This window comes from Bradyrhizobium sp. JHI2711, assembly GCF_056156565.1.
In genome coordinates, this window is the sequence record NZ_JBPZPT010000002.1 from 586,329 (window position 1) to 601,499 (window position 15,171).

The window sequence follows — 15,171 nt, forward strand, 5'->3', positions numbered from 1 at the left end:
TATGTCATTTTGAAGCGGAGGCGCGGCGGGTGATCATGCCCGTCGCGGAGGAAACGCGCCGTCCAATCAAGGACGGCCACAAAGACAAGCAAGGCATAGAAGCAACAATGAATGTCGCTGTTCGCAGTCACCCCACGGCCAAACAGGCTTCTGAACATTTCGACGTGCTGATCGTCGGCGCCGGCATCTCCGGCATCGGTAGCGCCTATCACATCCAGAAGCAGCTGCCGGGCACGAGCTACGTCATCCTGGAGACGCAGGAAACATTCGGCGGCACCTGGAGCACACATCGCTATCCCGGTATTCGCTCCGACAGCGATCTCCACACTTTCGGCTACAGCTTCAAGCCTTGGGTCGGCCCGCCGATTGCGACCGCCGAAGAGATCCTCTCCTATATGAAGGAGGTGATCGACGACAACGATATCGCGCGGCACATTCGCTACAAGCACAAGATCAATTCCGCGAGCTGGTCGAGCGAGCAGAATCTCTGGACCATTGACGCCGTGACGACCGACACCGGCGAGCCCAGGACCTTCACGGCGAACTTCCTCTGGATGTGCCAGGGCTATTATCGGCATTCCGAAGGCTACACGCCGGAATGGAAGGGCATGGACCGTTTCAAGGGCCGCATCGTCCATCCCCAGACCTGGCCCGACGATATCGACCTCACGAACAAGAAGGTCGTCGTGATCGGCTCGGGCGCAACCGCGGCAACACTGGTGCCGAACATCACCGACAAGTGCGCCCATGTCACCATGCTGCAGCGCTCGCCGACCTATTTTCGCCTCGGCCGCAACGCCATCGAGATCGCGGAAGAGCTGCGCCGGTTGCAGGTCGATGAAGCCTGGATCCACGAGATCGTGCGGCGCAAGATCCTGTTCGAGCAGGATGCGTTCACCAAGCTCTGCGTGTCCAAGCCCGAGCAGGTGAAGAAGGAGCTGATCGGCCAGATCAGCGCCGTGCTCGGTCCCGACTACGACGTCGAGACCCATTTCACGCCAAAATACCGGCCGTGGCGGCAGCGCATCGCCTTCGTGCCGGATGCCGATTTGTTCAAGGGCATCGCCAGCGGCAAGGCCTCCGTCGTCACCGACGAGATCGAATGCTTCGTCGAGAATGGCATCCAGCTCAAGTCCGGCAAGCTGCTTGAGGCCGATGTCGTCGTCACAGCGACCGGCTTCAATCTTGCCGCGCTCGGCGATATCGCCTTCGAGATCGACGGCAAGCCGCTGGCCTTCGGCGACACCGTCACCTATCGCGGCATGATGTTCACGGGCGTGCCGAACATGGTCTGGGTGTTCGGCTATTTCCGCGCCAGCTGGACGCTGCGCGTCGATCTCGTCGCCGATTTCGTTTGCCGGCTGCTCGGGCACATGAAGGCGAAGGGTGCAAAGAAGGTCGAGGTCAAGCTGCGACCTGAAGACCACAATATGCCGATCCTGCCCTGGATCGATCCGGAAAACTTCAACCCCGGCTACATGATGCGCAACATGAACCTGCTGCCCAAGCGCGGCGACAAGCCGGAATGGCAGCACAGCCAGGATTACTGGACCGAGAAGGACGAGATTCCGAAGACGGACCTGGACGACAAGGCTTTCGTCTACAGTTGACGATGCCGATGTAAGGCGAGGTTAGCGATCGCCACTGTCGTCCCGGGGCGCGAAGCGAGCCCGGGACCCATACTCCCAGGCGGTGGTTATAGAGCGAGCTGGTCACTCCGAGCCTTCGCCAAACTACTCCCTGGGGTTATGGGTCCCGGATCGGCGCTCCGCTTCGCTGCGCTTGTCCGGGACGACACCATTTGCTCGGTTGGCAGCGCCTCAACTCATCTACACCACGCTCAAGAATTCCGCCGCGTCGCATTCGCGGCGATCGCGGCCGCGGCGGTCCGGTTCTCGACGCCGAGCTTGGCGTAGATCTGCTCCAGGTGCTTGTCGACGGTGCGCGGGCTGAGGCCCAGAATTTGCGCGATGTCGCGGTTGGTCTTGCCCTTGCTGAGCCAGGCCAGCACCTCGCCTTCGCGCGTGGTGAGGCCGAGCTCGCTGGTGAATTCGGGCGGCAGCGCGGTGCCGGCTTCCTTGGACAGCCGCAGCAGGAATTCGTTCGGCGCGGTCTCGCCCATGTAATAGAAGCGGAGCTGCGGACTATCGGGCAGCGACGCGGCCTGGGATTTCGAGCCGCTCTTGGCCTTCGCCTGCTCGAGCCATTGCAGCAGCGTCGGCGGCAGCACGAAGTCGTCGGTCTGCGCGCCGTGATGATCGGATAGCAGCTTCTGCGCCTGCGGCGTCGCCCACAGCACGCTGCCCTGGCGATTGACCGCGAACAGGAAACGGCCGGAGACGTCGAGCGCGGCGCGCGCGCTCTGGGTCAGCCGGGCATTGCCGAGATGGACCCGGATGCGCGCCAGCATCTCCTCGATCACGATCGGCTTGGTCACGTAGTCGACGCCGCCGGCTTCCAATCCACGCACGATGTGCTCGGTTTCGGCCAGACCCGTCATGAAGATCACCGGGACATTGGCGAGACCCGCGTCGCGCTTGAGCCGGCGGCAGGTCTCGAAGCCGTCGATGCCGGGCATCACGGCATCGAGCAGGATGATGTCGGGCGTGATCTGGTCGATGATTCGCATCGCCGCGGCGCCGTCGAGCGCCACCATCACCGTCATGCCGGCGCTGTCGAGCGCGTCGGTGAGCAGCCGGAGCGTCTCCGGGGAATCGTCGACGACGAGCGCGACGTCGCGCTTCTTCGATTCAATGCTCATAAGCATGCAACGTCTTCAATGTGTCCATGTACTGGTCGAGATCGAAGCGATCGACCAGCGACCGCATCTGCGCGACGAAGTCGGCATGCTCGGGGTGCTCGCTGCCGATCTCGTCCAGCTTCAACTGGATGCCCTTGACGTAGCCGATCTGGCCGAGCCCGATCAGCGCCTCGATGTGCCGCAGCGGCGGCTTCGATCCGGTCTCCGGATGCCAGAACGGCACCGCGACCTCATGCGAGCCGTATTGCCATTCGATCTTGAGAAGCTGGCGAATCGTCGCCAGCAGCCGCGGGATGTCGATCGGCTTCATCAGGTAGCCGTCGTGGAAGGGCTGCGCCAGCGGCGTGCCATGAGCCTCGAGCGCGCTTGCCGACACCATCAGGATGCGGGCCTGATGATGGCCGCTGGCGCGCAAGGCCTCGGCGACCGCCCAGCCGTCCATGGCAGGCATCGAGATGTCGAGCAGGAACAGATCGGGCCGGCAATGCTGCGCCAATGCGAGGCAGCCGGCGCCGTCGGGTGCGCTGAGCAGGATGAAGCCGAGCGGCGTCAGCACCTCGCGCAGGAGGTCGCGATGCACGGGATCGTCGTCGGTGACGAGGATGGTCTTGCGCGGGCCGTGATAGCCTGAGACCGGCGCCTCCACCGGCGCGATCCGCTGGGGATTGGCGACCTCCGAGAGCAGGATCTTGACCCTGAAGGTCGAGCCGGTGCCGACCGTGCTCGTGACCTTGATGTCCCCGCCCATCACGCCGGCGAGCAGACGGCTGATGGTGAGCCCGAGGCCGGTGCCGGTCTGCGGCTGCGACGCGCCGAGCGCACCCCGCTCGAATGGTGCGAAGATGCGTTCGAGGTCGTCGCCCTGGATACCCGGGCCGGTGTCGATCACCTCGAACTCGGCGACCGGGCTGCGGTAGTGCACCACGAACTGCACGCTGCCGGACTGGGTGAACTTGATGGCGTTCGAGAGCAGGTTGATCAGCACCTGACGCAGCCGCTTCTCGTCGGCATAGACCACCCGCGGTAGCGTCGGCGGCCGCCTGAACACGAAGTCGATGCCCTTGGCGGCGGCCTGGAGGCGGAACATGCCGACGAGCTGGTCGAGGAACTCGCTCAAGCGCACCTCGTCGCGCGACAGATACAGCCGCCCCGCCTCGATCTTGGAGATGTCCAGGATGCCGTCGATCAGGCCGGAGAGATGGTCGGCGCTGCGGCGGACGACGCGGACTTGGTCGCGCGGCTTGGCACCAAGGCTCGTATCCTGCTCGAGCAGTTGCGCATAGCCGCTGATCGCATTGAGCGGCGAGCGCAGCTCGTGGCTCAGCCCGACCACATAGCGGCTCTTGGCGAGGTTGGCGGATTCGGCGACCTCCTTGGCACGCTGGAGCTCGGCATCGGTGCGCTTGTGCGCGTCGATCTCCTGGATCAGCAGCGCGGTCTGCCGCCGCGTCTCGGCCTCGGCGGCGCGGCGGCTCTGCTGCGCCAGCACGAACAGCCACGCCACCACGCCGATGATGATGCTGAGCGAGAAGAACACCTTCCACAGCACGTCGGACACGAGCTCGTTGTCGCCGTGCACATTCGCCGACGTCTGTAGATAGATGAGTCCCAGCACCAGGGCGATCAGCCCGGCGGAGACCACGAACACGCCGATATAGTGGCCGACTTGCGAGTTGATCCGGGCGTAGATCGGCTGCGGCATCAGCCGGCCCAGCGTTTCCGACACCTGCGCCTGGAATCTCGCATGCGGCTTGCAGAGATCGTGGCAGCGCGCGTCCAGCGAACAGCACAGCGAGCAGATCGGGCCGGCGTAAGCGGGGCAGGAGGCCATGTCCTCCGGCTCGAACGAGTGCTCGCAGATGCAGCACTGGATCGCCTCGATGTTCTGCCAGCTCCGCTTCGGCTTGCGCGCGATGTAGTATTTGCCGTCGGTGGCCCAGGCGATCAACGGCGCCGTGAGGAAGGCCGCGGCGAGCGCGATGAAGGCCGACAGCGCCTTCGCGGTCGGCCCGAACAGGCCGTAGAAGGCGCTGATCGAGACGATGGTCGCGATCGTCATCGCTCCCACGCCGACCGGATTGACGTCGTAGAGATGCGCGCGCTTGAACTCGATCTGCTGCGGCCGCAGTCCGAGCGGCTTGTTGACGACGAGGTCGGCGACCAGCGCGCCGACCCAGGCGATCGCGACGTTGGAATAGAGCGCCAGCGTCTGCTCCAGAGCCTTGTAGACGCCGATCTCCATCAGCAGCAGGGCCACGACGACGTTGAAGACCAGCCAGACCACGCGCCCGGGATGGCTGTGGGTCAAGCGCGAGAAGAAATTCGACCAGGCGATCGAGCCGGCATAGGCGTTGGTAACGTTGATCTTGACCTGCGACAGGATCACGAAGGTGCCGGTCAAGGCCAAAGCGAGGTCGGGCTGCGACAGCACATAGCGGAATGCTTCGAGATACATGTGCGCCGGCTCGGCGGCTTCTTCGGGCGGCACGCCGTGGCTGAGTGCGAAGAAGGCGAGGAACGAGCCCGCCAGCAGCTTCAGCGCGCCCAGCACGATCCAGCCCGGCCCCGCGCTCATCAGCGCCATCCACCAGGAGGCCCTGGAGGCGCGGCGGTCGCGCGGCAGGAACCGCAGGAAGTCGACCTGCTCGCCGATCTGCGCCACCAGCGAGAACACGACCGAGGCCGCAACGCCGAACAGCAGGAGATCGAAATGCCCGTTGAGATCGCCGTGCTCGCCGGAGAACTTGTGCCACTCCGCAAAGGAGCGCGGGTTGTGCCAGGCGATCGCGGCAAACGGAATGATGTGAAGGATCACCCACAGCGGCTGCGTCCACAATTGGAAGCGGCTGATCAGCGTGATGCCGTAGGCCACCAGCGGGATGATGACGACGGCGCTGATGAGATAGCCCACCGGCCGCGGAATCCCGAAGCACATCTCGAGTGCCGACGCCAGGATCACGGCCTCGATCGCGAAGAAGATGAAGGTGAAGGAGGCGTAGATCAGCGAGGTGACGGTCGAGCCGATGTAACCGAAGCCGGCCCCCCGCGTCAGCAGGTCGATGTCGATGCCGCATTTGGCGGCATAATACGCAATAGGCACCCCGCAGCCGAAGATGATGATGGAAACCACGACGATGGCGGCAGTCGCGTTGGTGACGCCATAGTTCAGCGTGATGGTCCCGCCGATCGCCTCCATCGCCAGGAACGAGATCGCGCCCAGTGCCGTGTTGGCGACGCGGGCGGCGGACCAGCGCCGCGCGCTCTTGGCGGTGAAGCGCAGGGCGTAATCTTCCAGCGTCTGGTTGGCGACCCATTGATTGTACTGGCGCCTGACGCGGTCTATTCGCTGCCGCCCTGCCACTTAACCCCACTCCCGATACGGACCCGGACCCCTCGCAAATTCCGTACCAGAAGCCTACGTCGGCATTTTGCGGTGCAGTATACGCGATCTTGCGTATGCGTGGGCTGCATAAATTCGAGCCATCCTCACGGGCACCAATCGCGTGTTCTCGAACAAAAGTGGGGTGCTCATGTCAGACGAAGCAAACAAGGGCCTGTTGTCGCCGCTGCGGCGCAAATTATTGATGGGAATGGCCGCGGTCCCGGCCATCACCATGCTGCCGCGCGGGTCATTTGCGCAGGCGCCGGCGACCTCGGCGGTCAACACCACGGGTCTGGCCGTCACCGACACCGAGGTCACGGTCGGCATCCTGCATTCGGCGACCGGCACCATGGCGATCTCCGAGACCGGCTCGATCCAGGCCGAAAAGCTTGCGATCGAGCAGATCAACGCGGCCGGCGGCGTGCTCGGCCGCAAGATCAAGTTCATCCAGGAGGACGGCGCATCGGACTGGCCGACCTTCGCCGAGAAGGCGAAGAAGCTGCTCGTCAACGACAAGGTCGCGGCGATCATGGGCTGCTGGACCTCGGCCTCGCGCAAGGCGGTGCTGCCTGTCGTCGAGCAGTATAACGGCATGCTCTACTACCCGACCTTCTACGAAGGCCTCGAGCAGTCCAAGAACGTCATCTACACCGGCCAGGAAGCGACCCAGCAGATTCTCGCCGGCCTGAACTGGATCGCCAAGGAGAAGGGCGCCAAGTCGTTCTTCTTCATCGGCTCGGACTACATCTGGCCGCGCACCTCCAACAAGATCGCGCGCAAGCACGTCGAGAACGTGCTCAAGGGCAAGGTCGTGGGCGAGGAATATTATGCGCTCGGCTCGACGCAGTTCAATTCGGTCATCAACAAGATCAAGCTGACCAAGCCGGACGTGATCTTCACCGACGTCGTCGGCGGTTCCAACGTCGCCTTCTACAAGCAGCTCAAGGCGGCCGGCATCGATCTCTCCAAGCAGGCACTGCTGACGATCTCGGTGACCGAGGACGAGATCGACGGTATCGGCGGTGAGAACATCGCGGGCGCCTATGCCTGCATGAAGTACTTCCAGTCGCTCGACAATGCGAACAACAAGGCTTTCGTCTCGGCGTTCAAGAAGATGTGGGGCGAGAAGACCGTGATCGGAGACGTCACCCAGGCTGCCTATCTCGGCCCGTGGCTGTGGAAGCTGACGGTCGAAAAGGCCGGCTCTTTCGACGTCGACAAGATCGCCACGGCTTCTACGGGTGTCGAGTTCAAGGGCGCGCCGGAAGGCTATGTGCGCATCCACGAGAACCATCACCTCTGGTCGAAGACCCGGGTGGGGCGCGCCAAGCTCGATGGCCAGTTCGAGCTGATCTACGAGACCGCCGATCTCGTCGAGCCGGATCCGTTCCCGAAGGGTTACCAGTAAGAAGCGTTACCGGTAAGTCGCGGCGCCCGTCGCACCCCCTCAAGGCAAAACCGCTCCCTGGCGTGGATCGCAAGTCCATGCCTCAAGCCCCCGCGTCGCGAACCTGCTCGCGACGCGGGACCCTTTCCCGACGGAGGACATGGATGTTCGGCGACTATTCGATTGGCGACCTCGGCTCGATCTTCGTCATGCAGGGGTTTGCCGGACTGATCCTGTTCTCCGTCTACGTCCTGATGGCGCTCGGCCTTGCGATCATCTTCGGCCAAATGGGCGTCATCAACATGGCCCATGGCGAGTTCATGATCCTCGGGGCCTACGTCACCTGGATGACCTCCAATCTCTTCCAGGCCTATTTGCCGAGCCTGTTCAGCGGCTACTTCTTCCTCGCCATGATACTGGCCTTCCTCGCCTCGGGCGCGCTGGGCATGCTGGTGGAATGGGGGTTGATACGGCACCTCTACAAGCGCCCGCTCGATACGCTGCTCGCCACCTGGGGCCTCAGCCTGATGCTGCAGCAGGCCTATCGCTCGGTGTTTGGCGCGCGCGAGGTCGGCGTCGAGCTGCCGCAATGGATGCTGGGCTCGCTCCGCGTCACCGACAGCATCGAGGTGCCGATCAACGGCGTCTTCGTGATGTGCCTCACCGTGCTGATCACCATCGCCGTCGCCTACGTCCTCTACATGTCGCGCTGGGGCCGCCAGGTGCGCGCGGTCGTGCAGAACCGCATCATGGCCGGCGCGGTTGGCATCAACACCGAGAAGGTCGACCGCTACACCTTCGGCCTTGGCTGCGGCATCGCCGGTGTCGCCGGCAGCGCCTTCACCATGATCGGCTCGACCGGGCCGACGTCGGGCCAGCTCTACATCGTCGACACTTTCCTCGTCGTCGTGTTCGGCGGCGCCGCCAGCCTGCTCGGCACCATCGCCTCGGCCTTCTCGATCTCGCAGACGCAATCGACGCTCGAGTTCTTCATGTCGGGCTCGATGGCCAAGGTGCTCACGCTGCTCGCCGTCGTCGGCATCCTGATGCTGCGGCCGCAGGGTCTGTTCGCCCTCAAGGTCCGCAAATAACGAGAAGCAGGTAAGTCATGATCATCAACTCACGCTTCTTCAATCGATCCGAACTGATGGGCTTCATTGCGCTCGCCGCCGTGCTGTTCGTGATCCTGCCGCTGACGCTGGACGTGTTCCGCCTCAACCTGGTCGCGAAATATCTGACCTATGCCTTCGTCGCGATCGGCCTCGTGCTGTGCTGGGGCTACGGCGGCATCTTGAGCCTGGGGCAGGGCGTGTTCTTCGGACTCGGCGGCTATTGCATGGCGATGTTCCTCAAGCTCGAGGCCTCCAGCGTCGAGAATACCAAGATCCAGTCGACGCCCGGCATCCCCGATTTCATGGACTGGAATCAGATCACGGCGCTGCCGTTCTTCTGGCAGCCGTTTCACAGCCTCACCTTCACCATCCTCGCCATCATCCTGGTCCCCGGCCTGTTCGCTCTGATCATCGGCACCGCGATGTTCAAGCGCCGCGTCGGCGGCACCTATTTCGCGATCATCACCCAGGCCGTCGCCGCCATCCTGACCATCCTCATCGTCGGCCAGCAGGGCTATACCGGCGGCATCAACGGCATGACCGATCTGCGCACGCTGAAGGGTTGGGACATCCGGCCCGACCACGCCAAGATCATCCTGTACTTCGTCGAGGTGGTGTTGCTGTTCGCTTGCATCGGCATCGCGCAGTTCATCCGCCTGACCAAGCTCGGCCGCATCCTGGTGGCGATGCGCGAGCAGGAGGACCGCGTCCGCTTCTCCGGCTACAGCGTCGCCAATTTCAAGATTTTTGCCTTCTGCATGGCCGCGGTCTTCGCCGCGATCGGCGGCGCCATGTTCGCGCTCAACGTCGGCTTCATGTCGCCGTCCTTCGTCGGCATCGTGCCGTCGATCGAGATGGTGATCTACACCGCGGTCGGCGGGCGGATGTCGATCTTCGGCGCGGTCTGGGGCGCGATCCTGGTGAATTTCGCCAAGACCAGCCTGTCGGAATCCTTCCCGCAACTCTGGTTGTTCGGCCTCGGCGCGCTGTTCATCGCCGTCGTGCTCGCTTTCCCGAACGGCTTGTCCGGGCTCTGGGTCGATTACGTGCAGCCGCGCATCGACCGGCTGTTCGCCTCGCGCAAGCCGAAGTCTGGCTGGACCGACAATTCCGTCGCCGACGGCGCGCCGGCAGAGTGAGGAGGCGATCATGCTCATCGGTCACCAGCCCAAGGACTTCCTGCTCGCGGTCTCCGGCCTCACCGTCTCGTTCGACGGGTTCAAGGCGGTCAACGATCTCTCCTTCTATGTCGAGGAGAACGAGATCCGCGTCATCATCGGCCCCAACGGCGCCGGCAAGACCACGGTGCTCGATCTGATCTGCGGCAAGACCAAGGCGACCTCGGGCTCGATCCAGTTTCGTGGCAAGGAGCTCACGAAGATGAAGGAGAACGAGATCGTGCAGACCGGCGTCGGGCGCAAGTTCCAGACGCCGTCGGTGTTCGAGGATCTCACCGTATTCGAGAACCTCGAGATCTCGTTTCCGCGCGGCCGCACCGTGTTCGGCTCTCTGACCTTCCAGCGCGACCAGCTGGTGAAGGAGCGGGTCGAGGAGGTCGCGGAGATGATCTTCCTCAAGGACAAGCTCAACACCTATGCCGACGAGCTCAGCCACGGCCAGAAGCAGTGGCTCGAGATCGGCATGCTGCTGATCCAGGATCCCGACCTCTTGATGCTCGACGAGCCCGTCGCCGGCATGAGCGTGTCCGAGCGCGCCAAGACCGCCGAGCTGCTCAACCGCATCATCAAGAACCGTTCGGTGCTGGTGATCGAGCACGACATGAAGTTCGTCGAGGACATCGCGCACAAGGTCACCGTGCTGCACCAGGGCCAGATCCTCTCGGAAGGGACGATGGAGAAGGTGAAGAACGATCCCAAGGTCATCGAAGTGTACCTCGGTCACTAGCGCATGATCCCGGAAAGTGGCGTCCGGTTTCCGGACAAGATCATGCGCAAGAAGCAAGGAGCACGCTGATGCTGGCTATTTCCGATCTCCACGTCGCCTACGGCCAGAGCGAGGTGCTGCACGGGCTCAACGTCAAGGTCGCGGCGAACGAGATCGTCGCGATCATGGGCCGCAACGGCATGGGCAAGACTACGCTGATGAAGTCGCTGATGGGCATCCTGCCGGCTAAAAGCGGCTCGGTGAACATGGATGGCGCCGAGCTCGGCAACCTCAAGAGCTTTGAGCGCGTCGCCAAGGGTCTCGCCTATGTGCCGCAGGGCCGCATGATCTTCTCCACCATGACGGTGAAGGAGAACATCGAGACCGGGCTCGTCGTCTCCGGCGGCTCCGAGGTGCCTGACGACATCTACGAACTGTTCCCGGTGCTGCTGGAGATGAAGGGCCGCCGTGGCGGCAATCTCTCCGGCGGGCAACAGCAACAATTGGCGATCGCGCGCGCGCTCGCCACCAAGCCGAAGGTGCTGCTGCTGGACGAGCCGACCGAAGGCATCCAGCCCTCGATCATCAAGGAGATGGCGCGCACGTTGAAGCGCATCCGCGACGAGAAGGGGCTCTCGATCGTCGTTTCCGAGCAGGTCCTGAGCTTCGCGCTCGACATCGCCGACCGCGTGCTGGTGATCGAGAACGGCGAGATCGTGCGCGATGATCCGCGCGATGCCGTCGATGCCGCGCAGGTCTCGAAATATCTGTCCGTCTAACCAACCGTGTAAAAGGGGAGCATCTCGATGCCAGAGACATTGATCAAGGTCGATCTCACCAAGTCGGCCTATGAAAACGACATGGTGCACAACCGCTGGCACCCCGACATCCCGATCGTGGCCTGGGTCAATCCCGGCGACGATTTCATCATCGAGACCTATGACTGGACCGGCGGCTTCATCAAGAACAACGATTCCGCCGACGACGTGCGCGACATCGACCTGTCGATCGTGCACTTCCTCTCCGGCCCGATCGGCGTCAAGGGCGCCGAGCCCGGCGACCTTCTCGTCGTCGACCTGCTCGACGTCGGTCCGCTCAAGGAGAGCCTGTGGGGCTTCAACGGCTTCTTCTCCAAGCAGAACGGCGGCGGCTTCCTCACCGACCACTTCCCGCTGGCGCAGAAGTCGATCTGGGACATCAAGGGTCTCTACACCTCGTCCCGGCACGTGCCCGGCGTCAACTTCGCAGGTCTCATCCATCCCGGCCTGATCGGCTGTCTGCCTGATCCCAAGATGCTGGAGACCTGGAACAAGCGCGAGGCCGAGCTGATCTCGACCAACCCGACCCGCGTTCCCGGCCTCGCCAATCCGCCATTCGCGGCCACGGCCCATGGCGGCCGCGCCAAGGGCGAAGTCAGGGCCAAGATCGGCGCGGAAGGTGCGCGCACCGTGCCGCCGCGGGAGCATGGCGGCAATTGCGACATCAAGGATCTCTCGCGCGGCTCGAAGATCTACTTCCCGGTCTACGTGCCCGGCGCGGGCCTTTCGATGGGCGATTTGCACTTCAGCCAGGGCGACGGCGAGATCACCTTCTGCGGTGCCATCGAGATGGCGGGCTGGCTGCACCTGAAGGTCGAGGTGATCAAGGATGGCATGTCGAAATACGGCATCAAGAATCCGATCTTCAAGCCGTCGCCGATCACGCCGAACTACAAGGACTATCTGATCTTCGAGGGCATCTCGGTGGACGAGGCCGGCAAGCAGCACTATCTCGACGTCCACATCGCCTATCGTCAGGCCTGCCTCAACGCCATCGAATATCTCAAGAAGTTCGGCTATTCCGGCGCCCAGGCCTATTCGATCCTCGGCACCGCGCCGTGCCAGGGCCACATCTCCGGCGTGGTCGACGTGCCCAACGCCTGCGCCACGCTATGGCTGCCGACCGAGATCTTCGACTTCGACGTGATGCCGTCGGCGGCCGGACCCATCAAGCACATCACCGGCGACATTCAGATGCCGATCTCGCAGGACAAGTGACGCCGCGCTCCCTCTCCCCGTTCTCACGGGGAGAGGGTTCGGGGTGAGGGGCTGTCTCCACACGCACGGTGGCAGCGAGTTGTGTTGAGCACAGAAGTGGGATGATGCGATGCCGGTCTACGAATATCTCTGTGACGTCTGCGGTCCCTTCAAGGACCTGCGCCCGATGGCGGAATGCGACGATCCGCAGAGCTGCCCACACTGCGAGACGATGGCGCCCCGCGTCATCCTGACGGCGCCGAACTTCTTCTTCATGCCGGCGGAGAAGCGCAAGGCGCACGCCGTCAACGAGCGCAGCACGCACGCACCGCAGACGCTGGCGCAATACAAGGCCTCGCACGGCCCGGGCTGCGGCTGCTGCTCCTGGGGCAAGACCGTGAAGGACAAGAGCGCAGCGGATAGGACAAAGCCGGCGCGGCTGGTGACCAAGACCAGGAGCGGTGCCAAGGGCTTTCCGACCGCACGCCCTTGGATGATCAGCCACTAACCCACGCCAGCATCAGACAACAGGAGCGCTCCACATGCTTCACGGTGACATCTCCAGCAGCAACGACACGGTCGGCGTCGCGGTGGTCAATTACAAGATGCCCCGCCTGCACACCAAGGCCGAGGTGCTCGACAACGCCCGTAAGATCGCCGACATGATCGTCGGCATGAAGGTCGGGCTGCCCGGCATGGATCTCGTGATCTTCCCGGAATATTCCACGCAAGGCATCATGTACGATGCCAAGGAGATGTACGAGACGGCCTCGATGGTGCCGGGTGAGGAGACCGCGATCTTCGCGGAAGCCTGCCGCAAGGCCAAAGTGTGGGGCGTGTTCTCGCTCACCGGCGAACGCCACGAGGAGCATCCGCACAAGGCGCCCTACAACACCCTGATCCTGATGAACGACAAGGGCGAGATCGTGCAGAAGTACCGCAAGATCATGCCCTGGGTGCCGATCGAAGGCTGGTACCCCGGCAATTGCACCTATGTCTCCGAGGGGCCCAAGGGTCTGAAGGTCAGCCTGATCATCTGCGATGACGGCAATTATCCGGAGATCTGGCGCGACTGCGCCATGAAGGGCGCGGAGCTGATCGTGCGCTGCCAGGGCTACATGTATCCGGCCAAGGAGCAGCAGGTCATGATCTCCAAGGCCATGGCCTGGGCCAACAACGTCTATGTCGCGGTCGCCAATGCCGCCGGCTTCGACGGCGTCTATTCTTATTTCGGCCACTCCGCGATCATCGGTTTCGACGGCCGCACGCTCGGCGAATGCGGCGAGGAGGATTACGGCATCCAGTACGCGCAGCTGTCGAAGCATCTGATCCGCGACGCGCGCCGCAACGGCCAGTCGCAGAACCATCTCTACAAGCTGGTTCACCGCGGCTACACCGGCATGATCAATTCCGGCGACAGCCCGCGCGGCGTCGCCGCGTGCCCGTATGATTTCTACAAGAACTGGATCAGGGATCCCGAAGGCACGCGCGACATGGTCGAGGCAATGACCCGCTCGACGCCCGGCACCGAGGAATGCCCGATCGACGGCATTCCGAACGGGGCGGCGGCCGGCAATTACTGAGCCGTCGCCGATTCCGCCTTACCCTCCCCTGGAGGGGGAGGGTTGATCGCGCGTAGCGCGAGCGGGGTGGGGTGATCCCTCCTCTCGGGCGCTGTTGGATGGGGAGAGACCGTCACCCCACCCCGTCTCACATTTCGCTACGCTCCATGTGAGCCGACCCTCCCCCTCCAGTGGAGGGTAAGAAAGAGGCGTTACCGCTTCTGCTCGGTGGGCCTGCGCGGGGGCCGCGGCGGCGCCGGCGTGCCGCTCATCTTGTTGGCGGCCTCGCTGACGTCGAGCAGCGAGCGGCGAATGTCCTCGAGGTAGGCCGCCGACTTCTTCTTCATGGTGCGGGCAAGCTCGTGCAGTCCCTGGATCTTCTCGAACAGCTCGTCGGCCTTGCCGTCGACGAAGCCCGGCACCGCGCCCTCGATCTTGGCGACCGCCTTGTCGAAGCCCGCAAAGGCGCTGTCGACCTTGGCCATGACCGAATCGATCTCGGCGCCCTTGCTCCTGAGGTCGGCGGTATAGGTCTCGAACGTGTGCAGGCCCTCCTTGATTGCGGGGGCGTTGTTCACGATGGTGCGGTCGACGCTGTGCAGGGTTTCGACGATGGTTTCGGCGTCGCTGAGATCGGCCGTCAGCACCGGGATGCCGTCCGCGTCCAGCGGCACCGGCGGTGCAGAGGGGGCGCCGCCGATGAGTGAGATCACGGCAATGCCGGTGAGGCCCTGGAACTCGATTCCGGCCACGGTGTCCTTGCGGATCGGCGCGGTGTTGTCGAGCATGACGAGTGCCACGATCCTGCGCGGACTATCCAGCTTGATCGACAGGATCTGGCCGGCGGGCACGCCGTCGAAATTGACCGGCCCGCCGCGGCGCAGCCCGCTGGCGGAGCCGCCCTCGAACACCACGCGCAACTGGCTGCGGCTCTGGATGGTGCGCCATTTCTGCGCGCCGAGCAGGCCGCCGAACGCCACGGCGATCGCCGCCAGCGTTGCCGTTCCGATCACAAGATTGCTCGCGCGTGCCATGCAGGGGCGATTTTACGGCCAAAGCGGGGAAGTT

The 15,171-nt window shown here is 63.6% G+C and carries 12 protein-coding genes; 9 read left to right on the plus strand and 3 right to left on the minus strand.

All coding sequences use genetic code 11. The features are described 5' to 3' along the window. The first annotated feature begins 107 nt into the window (after window positions 1-107). Window positions 108-1,610 carry a flavin-containing monooxygenase gene (locus ACTEK7_RS15290; RefSeq protein WP_225148600.1) on the plus strand — a complete coding sequence of 501 codons (1,503 nt, stop codon included), beginning with the start codon at window positions 108-110 and terminating at the stop codon, window positions 1,608-1,610. Window positions 1,611-1,840: 230 nt separating this feature from the next. On the opposite strand, the gene ACTEK7_RS15295 is transcribed toward ACTEK7_RS15290, so the two are convergent. Together ACTEK7_RS15295 and ACTEK7_RS15300 are read right to left on the minus strand one after the other, a co-directional pair. Next, the gene (locus ACTEK7_RS15295; RefSeq protein WP_225130491.1) at window positions 1,841-2,767 is read right to left on the minus strand and encodes a response regulator; all 927 of its coding nucleotides are present in this window, start codon (window positions 2,765-2,767) and stop codon (window positions 1,841-1,843) included. Beyond that, window positions 2,751-6,122, minus strand: coding sequence for a hybrid sensor histidine kinase/response regulator (locus ACTEK7_RS15300; protein ID WP_225148599.1), 3,372 nt, complete (start codon window positions 6,120-6,122; stop codon window positions 2,751-2,753). Before ACTEK7_RS15300 ends, ACTEK7_RS15295 begins: the two co-directional genes overlap by 17 nt. Window positions 6,123-6,291: 169 nt before the next feature. Here ACTEK7_RS15300 and urtA point away from each other — a divergent pair, with 169 nt between their 5' ends. The 8 genes from urtA (at window position 6,292) to ACTEK7_RS15340 (ending at window position 14,124) form a co-directional block, all read left to right on the plus strand. Beyond that, on the plus strand, window positions 6,292-7,551 hold the full coding sequence (urtA, locus tag ACTEK7_RS15305; RefSeq protein ID WP_036002134.1) for an urea ABC transporter substrate-binding protein: 1,260 nt from the start codon (window positions 6,292-6,294) through the stop codon (window positions 7,549-7,551). Window positions 7,552-7,694: 143 nt separating this feature from the next. Further along, window positions 7,695-8,621 (plus strand): urea ABC transporter permease subunit UrtB, encoded by a 927-nt coding sequence (gene urtB, locus ACTEK7_RS15310; protein ID WP_036002129.1) that lies wholly within the window; start codon window positions 7,695-7,697, stop codon window positions 8,619-8,621. 17 nt (window positions 8,622-8,638) lie between these two features. After that, entirely contained in the window at window positions 8,639-9,781 is a 1,143-nt protein-coding gene (gene urtC / locus ACTEK7_RS15315; protein ID WP_225148598.1) for an urea ABC transporter permease subunit UrtC, read from the plus strand. Window positions 9,782-9,791: 10 nt separating this feature from the next. Continuing rightward, on the plus strand, window positions 9,792-10,547 hold the full coding sequence (gene urtD, locus ACTEK7_RS15320) for an urea ABC transporter ATP-binding protein UrtD (protein ID WP_057025953.1): 756 nt from the start codon (window positions 9,792-9,794) through the stop codon (window positions 10,545-10,547). A 68-nt stretch (window positions 10,548-10,615) separates the two neighbouring features. Further along, window positions 10,616-11,305, plus strand: a complete 690-nt coding sequence (gene urtE / locus ACTEK7_RS15325) for an urea ABC transporter ATP-binding subunit UrtE (RefSeq protein WP_036002119.1) — start codon at window positions 10,616-10,618, stop codon at window positions 11,303-11,305. Between the two features lie 27 nt (window positions 11,306-11,332). Further along, window positions 11,333-12,562, plus strand: a complete 1,230-nt coding sequence (gene fmdA / locus ACTEK7_RS15330) for a formamidase (RefSeq protein WP_225148597.1) — start codon at window positions 11,333-11,335, stop codon at window positions 12,560-12,562. Window positions 12,563-12,671: 109 nt separating this feature from the next. Next, a complete protein-coding gene (locus tag ACTEK7_RS15335) occupies window positions 12,672-13,049 on the plus strand; it encodes an FmdB family zinc ribbon protein (protein WP_225148596.1) in 378 nt (125 codons plus the stop codon). A 34-nt stretch (window positions 13,050-13,083) separates the two neighbouring features. Further along, window positions 13,084-14,124 (plus strand): aliphatic amidase, encoded by a 1,041-nt coding sequence (locus tag ACTEK7_RS15340; protein ID WP_225130475.1) that lies wholly within the window; start codon window positions 13,084-13,086, stop codon window positions 14,122-14,124. 191 nt (window positions 14,125-14,315) lie between these two features. Here the strand turns inward: ACTEK7_RS15340 and ACTEK7_RS15345 are convergent, their stop codons facing one another. After that, window positions 14,316-15,137, minus strand: coding sequence for an MlaD family protein (locus tag ACTEK7_RS15345; protein WP_225148595.1), 822 nt, complete (start codon window positions 15,135-15,137; stop codon window positions 14,316-14,318). Window positions 15,138-15,171: the final 34 nt, after the last annotated feature.